The organism is Erythrobacter colymbi, assembly GCF_002155685.1.
In the GTDB taxonomy this organism is placed as follows: Bacteria; Pseudomonadota; Alphaproteobacteria; order Sphingomonadales; family Sphingomonadaceae; genus Erythrobacter; species Erythrobacter colymbi.
On record NZ_MUYK01000041.1, the window covers coordinates 1 to 9282 of the forward strand.

A 9282-nucleotide genomic window follows, 5' to 3' on the forward strand; every position below is an offset into this window, starting at 1 on the left:
GCGCGCGGTGTTCCGAGAATTGCGCGCGCAGCATTCCGATATGATCGCGCGCAGTTTGAGGTGAGGCTCACCTGATCGTTGGGGCATTCTTTCGACCGGATAACGGTTGGAGGAATGCATGCCGACGAGGAGAGTTACGATGCGCCATGTGCGCGAGATTTTGCGTCTGAGTCTGGACTGCGGGCTTTCGACGCGGGTGGTTGGCGAGCGGGTCGGGGTCGGACCGACGACGGTCCGGGATACGCTTCGGCGGTTCGATCGGTCGGGTCTGACTTGGCCAGTGCAGCCTGAAATGACGGACAGCGACCTGGAGTCCCGGCTCTACGGCGTGCCAGGGGTGAAGCCCGGGCGCCGCAAGTTGCCTGAGCCCGACTGGGCGGTGGTGGCGCGCGAGTTGAAGCGCAAGCACGTGACGCTGCAGATCCTGTGGGAGGAATACCACGCGGCGAACCCCGACGGCTATCGCTACAGCCGGTGGTGCGACCTGTTCCGGCGCTGGGAAGGCCGGCTGCCGCTGGTGATGCGCCAGAGCCATGCCGGCGGTGAGAAGCTGTTCGTTGATTATGCGGGCGACACGGTGCCGGTGGTGGTAGACCGCAGAACCGGCGAGATCCGCGATGCGCATCTGTTCGTCGCGGTGCTGGGCGGCTCGAGCCTGTCGTTTGCGTGTGCGACCTGGACCGAGCAGTTTGCTGACTGGGCCGAGGCTCACAATGCTGCCTTCGCATTCTTCGGCGGAGCGCCGCAGCTGCTGGTGCCCGACAATGCCAAGGTCGCGGTGATCAAGGCTTGCCACTTCGATCCGATGCTCAACCGCAGCTACACGGACATGGCTCGGCATTACGGGACGGCAGTGCTGCCGGCACGGCCGAGGAGGCCCAAGGACAAGGCGAAGGTTGAGGCCTGTGTCAGGATCGTCGAGCGCTGGGTGCTGGGCCGTCTGCGCAATCGCATCTTCTACAGCCTGGCCGAGCTCAACGCTGCCATTGCCGAGTGCCTTGCTGATCTGAATGAGCGCCGTGTGCTTCGCCAGTTCGGCCGCACGCGCCGCCAGCTGTTCGAGGAGGTCGATGCGCCGAACCTGAAGCCGCTGCCACCGGAGCCATGGGTTCATGCGCAATGGAAGCGCTGCCGGGTTGGGCTCGATTACCATATCGCGCTCGAGCAGCATCATTACTCGGTGCCGCACCGCTACGCGCGGCGCGAGGTTGAGGTGCGTTACACGGCCCGCAGCGTCGAGATCTTCCTCGGCGGCGAGCGGATCGCGGTGCACATGCGCGGCAGTGGCAATGGTCGGCACACGACCGTGCCCGAGCACATGCCATCGAGCCACCGGCGCTATCTCGACTGGACACCGGCAAAGATCCAGGAGGAGGCGGGCCGGATCGGCCCGATGCTGTCGCTGTTGATGGCGCGCATCATCGAGGACCGGCCGCATCCCGAGCAAGGCTACCGTTCGTGCCTGGGGATCATCGGCTTGTCCAAGCGGTTCGGCGCTGAGCGCCTTGAAGCGGCTGCGCTTCGCGCGCTGGAGATCGGCGCGCGCAATTATCCGTCTGTAAAATCGATCCTCGAAAAGGGGCTCGACAAGGTGCCCGTGTCCAAAGCCCCGGAGCGCGAGCCGATCCTGCACGACAATATCCGGGGCTCTCAATACTACCACTGAAAGGAGCAAGGATGCTCAAACACCCCACACTTGATCAGTTGAACCAGCTTGGCCTTATCGGCATGGCCCAAGCCTTTGCGGATCTGGATGGCAATGGCGATGCCGCCAGCCTGAACCACGCGGAATGGCTGGCGCTGCTGCTCGATCATGAAGCGACATGGCGCAATGACAAGCGCCTCGCCCTGCGCCTGCGTCAGGCAAAGCTGCGGCACCAAGCCGTGCCTGAGGACGTTGATTATCGCAGCGCCCGCGGGCTCGATCGGCGGTTGTTCGAAATGCTGCTGAAGGGCAGCTGGATCGCTGCCCATGAGAACTGTGCGATTATCGGACCAGCAGGGGTCGGCAAGAGCTGGCTGGCCTGCGCCGTCGGGCATCAGGCCTGCCGTGACAATCGCTCGGTTCTCTACACCCGCCTGCCGCGGTTGATCGACGAGCTGTCGCTTGCCAAGGGCGATGGCCGCATTGCTGCGCGCATGAAGAGCCTGGCCCGCGTGGACCTGCTCATCCTCGATGACTGGGGGCTTGAGCCGCTCGATGGCAATGCCCGCCATCATCTGCTGGAGATCCTCGAGGATCGCTATGGGCGCCGTTCAACGCTCGTAACAAGCCAGCTACCCATCGCGCGCTGGTTCGATCTCATCGGCGATCCGACCTACGCCGATGCCATCCTCGATCGGCTTGTCCACAACGCCCACAGGCTCGAGCTATCCGGGGAATCCATGCGGCGAAGCATCGCCGCTCAAGCCGCTTGACCCGCGGCAAAGCATAGTGCCACAACATACCAACGATCAGGTGCTTCACCTGCGCGCGATCAAAGCGGAACGCTGCGCGGCATCAGATCGGAATACATGCGCGCGATCGTCGGAATCCGCAGCGGTAGTCGCCTGCCAGATCCGCGCCACGAAGCACTGCGCCAGTTCACTCGAACTATGATCCTGAACCGCGGCAAGGCCACTGCCGCCGACCTTGAAGCTTTCCTAGCGGCCGGATTTACGACTCAACAGGCACTCGAGGTCGTTTTGGGCATAGCAATCAAGACGATGAGCAATTTCACGAATTCGATCGCCGGCACACCGCTCGATGCGCAAGTTTCGCGCCTCATCTGGCAGAAGCCGTTGGCAAGCTCAGCAGAGTAAGCCGGATTGACGCAGGCCGTGCCGTTTGGACGCCTCCTCCTAGTGGTGATCAACACCTCCACTATGGCACATCGATGCCGTCGGGGGGCGTCCACCCCATCACCCACTTGTTGCCGGTTCGGTGAACGTCGGACATCGACAAAAGCGGCCATCGGAGCTCGCCCGACGGCCGCCAGCATTGTCAGATCTCGATGCGTTCCGCCAAGACAAGAGCATCCTCCACATCGACCCCGAGATACCGGACTGTGTTCTCGATCTTAGAGTGGCCCAGCAAAATTTGGACTTCCCGCAGATTTCCGGTTGTCCGGTAGATCATGGCCGCTTTGGTGCGCCGCATGGAATGAGTGCCGTAGTCCTCACGCCGCAACCCGACCGCAGTGACCCATTCATCAACAAGGCGAGCATACTGCCGCGTGCTCATCGGTTGGCCGGAATGGATCCTGCTTGGGAACACAAAATCATCGATGGAGCCACCCCGTCGCAGCAGCCATGTTGCCAGGCTCGTGCGGGCGTCCACGGTAACTTCAAATTGCACGGGCCGCCCGGTCTTCCGCTGAATGATCATTGCTCGGTCACGAACTTCGGATCCCGCCACAAGGTCGCCGATTTTGAGCTTCACCAGATCGCAGCCCCGCAGCTTGCTGTCGATCGCGAGGTCGAACAGGGCTCGGTCGCGGAGCCGCTCCTCGCGATCAAGGAAGAACCGGATCGCCCAAATCTGCTTCTGAGTGAGCGGCCGCTTGGTGCCGACGGTTCTGCCGGCATTCCACGAGACCCGCTTCTGCATGGCCGGGTCGAGGTGTGAGTAGGTCATCATCTTTCTCCATGGCCTTGATTGGCCAAGAGGAAAGAACGGGCAACGACCCGGCCACATCGCCTTTGCGCTTTAAAGGCAGCGTGATAACGGACTCTGGTGCCTGCGACTCGCAAATGCAAAAGGGCAGCTTTGGGGATCGCGAAGCGCGCCCGCTTATGACCGAAGCTGGGTGGTAAGCTGCCATGCGCAGAGCAGCGCTTACCTGCGCAAAATCACCTTCTCGCTTTCAGGGTCGGCGGGCACAAAAACTTCTATCCGTAAACGGTCCAGCTCAATTTCTCCCGGTGATGCGAGATGGGAGACCACCGGAATGACGCAAATCAGGCGCTCGCCGATCCGATATCGTTCGATCAGCACTGACGGCGGCAATGTTTCGCTTTGGCTTGCTTCCTTCGCCGCAGGGTAGGCTTCGACCCGCTTGACGACCGGCATGATCGTGGGATCGTTGGCGGCCTCGATCCTCAAGCGCCTGATGGTTTCAGGCACGACCTCTCCGGGGTTATCCATCCAGCGCACCAAGCCATCGGGGTGAAGCGCAAGATCGTAAACATTGGCCCCCTCCGGCGGGGCTGTGATCTGCCAAAGGTTTTCGCCGGGTGCCGCCCACCTAAACAGGTCGGTCATGGCACGATTGGCAAACAACAAGGTCCCATCCGGCCGAAACGCATAAGCTGGCCATGGTGACAGCTGCTCGGTGAGATATTCGACCATAGCGCCGTCCGGGGCGGGCGCGGAGATTGGCAATGGTGATGGCGCAAGGGCCTCGAGCAAGGATCGCTGCTCCCACCCTCGCAGAGCCAAGGCTTCGATCAGGCGCCGCAGGCTTCGCTGCCCCGGAAGTGAGCGCCCCGTTTCCAGAAAGCTGAGATGGCGCTGCGAAACGCCTGCACGGTGCGCAAGCTCTTCCTGCGACCAACTGCGGCTGCGCCTGAGGCGGGCAAGAGCGGAGCCGAATGCCATGGCAGGCGAATATGACGTTGAGGTAATTGAGTCGATTACTTTTGCGCGCCATTCCTCCTCCCAAGGAGGAAACGAAAATGATCGAACTTTGGCGCAACTGGATTTCCGCTTTCGACATGGCAATCGAAAGCGACGACTGGAGCTCGCTGCGGCCGCTGCTGGCGGATGACGTCACCTACACGGTCTCGGGCGCTCCATTTGCCTGCCACCTCCACGGCGCGGACGAGGTTCTTGCCGGATTTCGCAAGTCGATCAGCAATTTCGACCGCCAGTTCGATCAACGCTGGTGGTTTGGTGTCGGGGTCCGCGAATTCGCGCCTGATGTCGTCAGCGCACGGGCCATGGGCGTCTATCGGCTGGCAGACAAACCGCTGCTGCACTTTTCGGCCCACGGCCAATGGCGCTTCCGCGATGGCAAGGTGATTGCCATGCAGGATTGTTACGACGTGTATGAACATGACGTGCAAGCTGCGCTGGCTTGGCTGGCGGAACATGCGCCTCACACCGACGCGAGTTACTGCTGAACCCGAGCTGGCTTCCCGACGACCGATATGGGGTCGGTTGCTGAATTTCGGCTTTCAGCAGAACCCGGGCTGAAGCCGACTGACCGGTATTGGCGAAACCGGTCATTCGACGACGCAGATTCAACTGGCAGCAATGTCCCAGATTAAGCCATTCCCGCTCGGCAATTAAGTGCGTTTCGAGCGCCATGCCGGGCAGCCTTTGATCTCTGCATCAGCAACGTGCTGTCGGTCTCAAAAAGTGTCCGTTGAACGATCCGATGCGGTCGCACGAGCCTTGCTCATTTCAAGTGCATTGCCCTGTGCTTGATACAGAAAACCAAAAAGTGTAATAGCCAATCGACTATACAGCGAGGTGCCTTATGAACGTGCAGCGGGGAAAACTTGTCTCGGGAGGAAGGCTGCAATTGCCGGTCGAGATCCGGCGTGCGCTCTCTCTATCCGATGGCGACACCGTGCTGCTCGAAGTGGTCGATGGCGAAATCCACGTGCGGCCCTATCGCGATGCTGTGACCCGGGTTCAGGCGAAGTTGCGCAAGTATGTGGAGCCAGGTCGCAGCTTGTCTGACGAATTGATAGCTGAGCGCCGGGCTGCCGCAGAAAATGAGTGATAAGCGCTATATGCTCGATGCCTCGGCTGTGCTCGCGATGATGCTCGGTGAGAACGGCGGCGATCAGGTTCGAGAGCGACTTGCTGCCAGCCACATAAGCGCCGTCAACCTTTCTGAGGTTGTTGCCAAACTACAAGAAGGCGGTGTGCCCGATGAGGTCATAACGTCCAGTCTTGCAGAGCTGAATTTCGATGTGCTCGCGTTCGATCAGAGTCAGGCAGTACATGCCGGACTGCTGCGTGCTGCGACGCGAAGTGTTGGATTGTCCTTGGGGGATCGAGCCTGCCTTAGCGCAGCCGAGTCGTGCAATGCAGTTGCAGTGACTACCGATCGGGCATGGGGCAAACTCGACGTTGATATCGCCGTCGAAGTTCTTCGCTAAGTTCCGCTTCCGACCCAAGACCTTCCGGCCACTCCCGCCCCAAACTAAGCCGGTGCCGATCATCAGCGAAAACGTCTGTTTTCGCCGAAAGCCGCCGTGCCGGTTCTGGGATCAAGCTCCAACCCTGCTTGTGATCGCAACTGAGTGTAAGCCTGCCGTGGGATCCGAATGATTGCCACTCCCGCCCGTGCCTGTCAGACAGGCGCCACGATGACCTACTTGATCTTCATCGGTGCAGCGCTGGCCGAGATCGCGGGCTGCTTCGCGTTCTGGGCTTGGCTGCGCCTTGATCGCAGCCCGATCTGGCTGATCCCTGGCGCTCTGTCACTGTGCCTTTTCGCGGTCCTTCTTACGTTCGTCGAGGCTGAGCATGCTGGTCGCACCTACGCGGCTTACGGTGGGATTTATCTTCTGTCCGCGCTGGTTTGGCTTTGGATGGCTGAGGGGATCAAACCTGATCGTTGGGATACCATTGGAGTGGCCATCTGCTTGTTAGGGGCTTCGATCATTCTGTGGGGGCCGCGCCCAGTTTAAACGTGGAAAGACCGATCGCCTCTTACAGGTTGAGCTGATCACCCTTCTCATGCTCTGTGCCATCCTCATCATGGACGTCCATGTGGGCATCCTGAAGGAACTCGACACCGCCATACAGCGCTATTCCGGCGACAGCGATACCGACCACAAGATCGGGCCAATTTGCGCCGGATACGTAAGCGTGGCCTGAAGGCCGCCGGTTAGGCGGCCTCTGCGATCAGCGGCTGCTGGCTGGAAGTCCAGTGCCAGGGCATGAGCTCGTCCCAGCGAGCGGCTGGCCATCCGCCCGCAATCTTTGCGATGACATCGGCGATATAGGCCTGCGGCTCGATGCCATTGAGCTTTGCCGTCTCGATGACCGAGTAGATGGCGGCGGCGCGTTCACCGCCAGCCTTCGATCCTGCGAATAGCCAATTCTTGCGGCCGATCGCGACGCTGCGCATCGCGCGTTCGGCGACGTTATTGTCGATCTCGGCCAGGCCGTCATCGAGGTAGCGCGTGAGCGCAATCCAGCGCTTGCGACCATAGGCGAGCGCCTTGGCCATCGCCGACTTGGGCGACAGGCGGCGCAAGGCATCGTCGATGGCCGCGCGCAGATCGTCGACCAGTGGCCTGGCTTTTTCCTGCCGCCGTTGCCGACGCATATCGGGCGGTTGTCCCCGCACCTCGTCCTCAAGCCGGTAGAGCGCCGCGATCCGCTCAAGCAGATCGGTGGTCAGCGGTGTCGGACTGGTCTGGTGGTTCTCGAATATCTTGCGCCGGAAGTGCGCCCAGCATGCCACTTCCTTGATCCGGTTGCCGGCATAGAGCTTCTCGTAACCGGCATAGCCATCGGCCTGGAGGAGACCCGCGAAGGCCTTCAGTTCGGTTTGCGGATGGATACCGCTACGGTCGGGCGTGAACTTGTACCACACCAGCGCCGGAGCGGTTGATCCGCTGGCCCGATTATCGACGACATAGGTCCATAGCCGTCCCTGTGCGGTCTTGCCCTTGCCGGGCACCAGCATCGGCACGGGCGTATCGTCGCTGTGGATCTTGGCGGCCTTGAGGCCTTCCTCGCGGATCCGGGAAACGATCGGATCGAGTAAATGCGCGGCTTGTCCTGCCCACCCGGCCAGTGTCGAGCGGTCGATATCGAGGCCTTGCGCCGCCATCATCTCGGCTTGCCGGTAGAGTGGCAGGTGGTGATCGAACTTGGACACGACCACATGGGCAAGCGTGGCGAAGCTGGCCTTGCCGCGGGCGATGGCCTTCACTGGCGCCGGCGCCTGCACGATCTTCTCGCAGGAGCGGCAGCTGTACTTGGGACGGATGGTGCGGATGACGCGCCATTGCACGGGCAAGACGTCGAGCATCTCGTCGCTGTCTTCACCCAGCGGGCGCAGGGTACCGCCACAATCCGGGCAATTGCAGTGGCCCGCCTCAGGTTCGATGCGCTGCTCGGCGCGCGGAAGATGGGGCGGAAGGCTACGGACCGGCGGCGGTCGTTCGGGTCTATCGGCGGATGCCTCTTTGCGGGCATCGGCGACAGCGGCTTCACCTTCCAGCTCCTCGAGTGCAAGTTCAAGCTGCTCGATCTGGGCCGACAGCTTCTCCGACGACTGCCCGAACGTCATGCGGCGCAACTGCGCCAACTGGAAACGCAGCGTGTCGATCAGCGTGTCACGAGCGGCCAAGGCTGCTTCCAGCTCGGCGATCCTGGCATCTTTATCCAGGTTGGAAGTGGCTGCGTCCGACACCGTGACCCACTAGCAAAGTGGGTCATTCCGCACCAGAAAAACCACGCAAATCTGCGACTTTTTATCCCGCCAACAGCGGCACGGCAGTGCGTTCGGGCCGGCGCCAGTCAATACCTTCGAGCAGCATGGAAAGCTGCGCCGACGTGAGATTGACCTTGCCTGTCTTCGTGACCGGCCAGACAAATTTACCGCGGTCCATGCGCTTGGAAAACAGGCACATGCCCTGACCATCGAACCAGAGCAGCTTGATCAGATCGCCACGCTTGCCACGGAAGGCAAATAGCGCGCCGCTATGCGGTGACTGTTCCAGCACTTGCTGGACCAGCACGGCAAGCCCGTCAAAGCCCTTCCTCATGTCCGTCGCCCCGCAGGCGAGATAAACCCGCGTCGAGGGTGGCAGGGGGATCATCGGCCAAGCACAGCGATCACCCGGGCCAGGGCGTCGGCATCGACCATTGCGTCCACGGTCAGGCGGACACCCTTCGGCAGTTCGATGCTGATCTGGCCGCAGCGCGGTGGGACCGGCAGCGCAACATCGCGGACGACCGGATCTGCGATCTCAACCTCCGAGAATGCCGGCAACGATGGTGGCCGAACCCCAGCAAGTTCTCCCGACATAGCCTGGCGGCGCCACGTGTAGATCGCCCCGCTGCCGACCTCGTGCCGGTCGCACGCTGCGCGGACCGAACCCTCCGGCCCAAACGCATCTCGCAGAATCGCCAGCTTTTGCTCCACCGTCCAGCGACGCCGGCCGGATACCCGACCAACAACCTCAATCTGAGTAGTCATACGACCTCTCGTATGACTACTCGCTCGTTCGTCTTCGAAATCATCCATCGTCGGCGCCCCAAAAAAGGAGCGGCTATCAGCCCATCAATCCCGCACAGTGCAAGGCGGCCTACAGCCCACGGTTACC

12 protein-coding genes and 1 pseudogene are annotated in these 9282 nt (G+C 61.5%); 7 read left to right on the forward strand and 6 right to left on the reverse strand.

Annotated features, from left to right (window positions below; genetic code table 11):
* The first annotated feature begins 139 nt into the window (after positions 1 to 139).
* The 3 genes from istA to BZF57_RS20190 all read left to right on the forward strand — a co-directional run bounded on the left by istA (position 140) and on the right by BZF57_RS20190 (position 2802).
* Complete coding sequence (istA, locus tag BZF57_RS20180) at positions 140 to 1666, forward strand: IS21 family transposase (protein ID WP_162290999.1); 1527 nt, start codon at positions 140 to 142, stop codon at positions 1664 to 1666.
* A gap of 11 nt (positions 1667 to 1677) precedes the next feature.
* Positions 1678 to 2418, forward strand: coding sequence for an IS21-like element helper ATPase IstB (gene istB / locus BZF57_RS20185; protein WP_086738086.1), 741 nt, complete (start codon positions 1678 to 1680; stop codon positions 2416 to 2418).
* Positions 2419 to 2514: 96 nt separating this feature from the next.
* On the forward strand, positions 2515 to 2802 hold the full coding sequence (locus tag BZF57_RS20190; protein ID WP_156076279.1) for a carboxymuconolactone decarboxylase family protein: 288 nt from the start codon (positions 2515 to 2517) through the stop codon (positions 2800 to 2802).
* Positions 2803 to 2983: 181 nt separating this feature from the next.
* Here the strand turns inward: BZF57_RS20190 and BZF57_RS20195 are convergent, their stop codons facing one another.
* Entirely contained in the window at positions 2984 to 3616 is a 633-nt protein-coding gene (locus BZF57_RS20195) for a tyrosine-type recombinase/integrase (RefSeq protein ID WP_086741157.1), read from the reverse strand.
* Between the two features lie 201 nt (positions 3617 to 3817).
* Positions 3818 to 4579, reverse strand: a complete 762-nt coding sequence (locus BZF57_RS20200) for a helix-turn-helix domain-containing protein (RefSeq protein ID WP_086741159.1) — start codon at positions 4577 to 4579, stop codon at positions 3818 to 3820.
* Between the two features lie 77 nt (positions 4580 to 4656).
* Here BZF57_RS20200 and BZF57_RS20205 point away from each other — a divergent pair, with 77 nt between their 5' ends.
* The 4 genes from BZF57_RS20205 to BZF57_RS20220 all read left to right on the forward strand — a co-directional run bounded on the left by BZF57_RS20205 (position 4657) and on the right by BZF57_RS20220 (position 6627).
* Entirely contained in the window at positions 4657 to 5103 is a 447-nt protein-coding gene (locus BZF57_RS20205) for a nuclear transport factor 2 family protein (RefSeq protein ID WP_086741161.1), read from the forward strand.
* 359 nt (positions 5104 to 5462) lie between these two features.
* Entirely contained in the window at positions 5463 to 5711 is a 249-nt protein-coding gene (locus tag BZF57_RS20210) for an AbrB/MazE/SpoVT family DNA-binding domain-containing protein (RefSeq protein ID WP_086741164.1), read from the forward strand.
* Complete coding sequence (locus tag BZF57_RS20215; RefSeq protein ID WP_086741166.1) at positions 5704 to 6093, forward strand: type II toxin-antitoxin system VapC family toxin; 390 nt, start codon at positions 5704 to 5706, stop codon at positions 6091 to 6093. The genes BZF57_RS20210 and BZF57_RS20215 overlap by 8 nt, the downstream gene beginning before the upstream one ends.
* A gap of 210 nt (positions 6094 to 6303) precedes the next feature.
* Positions 6304 to 6627, forward strand: coding sequence for a YnfA family protein (locus BZF57_RS20220; protein WP_086741168.1), 324 nt, complete (start codon positions 6304 to 6306; stop codon positions 6625 to 6627).
* 22 nt (positions 6628 to 6649) lie between these two features.
* On the opposite strand, the pseudogene BZF57_RS21690 reads toward BZF57_RS20220, so the two are convergent.
* The 4 genes and pseudogenes from BZF57_RS21690 to tnpA all read right to left on the reverse strand — a co-directional run.
* A pseudogene (locus tag BZF57_RS21690) lies at positions 6650 to 6802 on the reverse strand (cation transporter); the annotation flags it as partial.
* A gap of 25 nt (positions 6803 to 6827) precedes the next feature.
* A complete protein-coding gene (gene tnpC / locus BZF57_RS20230; protein ID WP_086740929.1) occupies positions 6828 to 8366 on the reverse strand; it encodes an IS66 family transposase in 1539 nt (512 codons plus the stop codon).
* 61 nt (positions 8367 to 8427) lie between these two features.
* On the reverse strand, positions 8428 to 8775 hold the full coding sequence (gene tnpB / locus BZF57_RS20235) for an IS66 family insertion sequence element accessory protein TnpB (RefSeq protein ID WP_039335306.1): 348 nt from the start codon (positions 8773 to 8775) through the stop codon (positions 8428 to 8430).
* Positions 8772 to 9203, reverse strand: coding sequence for an IS66-like element accessory protein TnpA (tnpA, locus tag BZF57_RS20240; RefSeq protein WP_240506056.1), 432 nt, complete (start codon positions 9201 to 9203; stop codon positions 8772 to 8774). Before tnpA ends, tnpB begins: the two co-directional genes overlap by 4 nt.
* Positions 9204 to 9282: the final 79 nt, after the last annotated feature.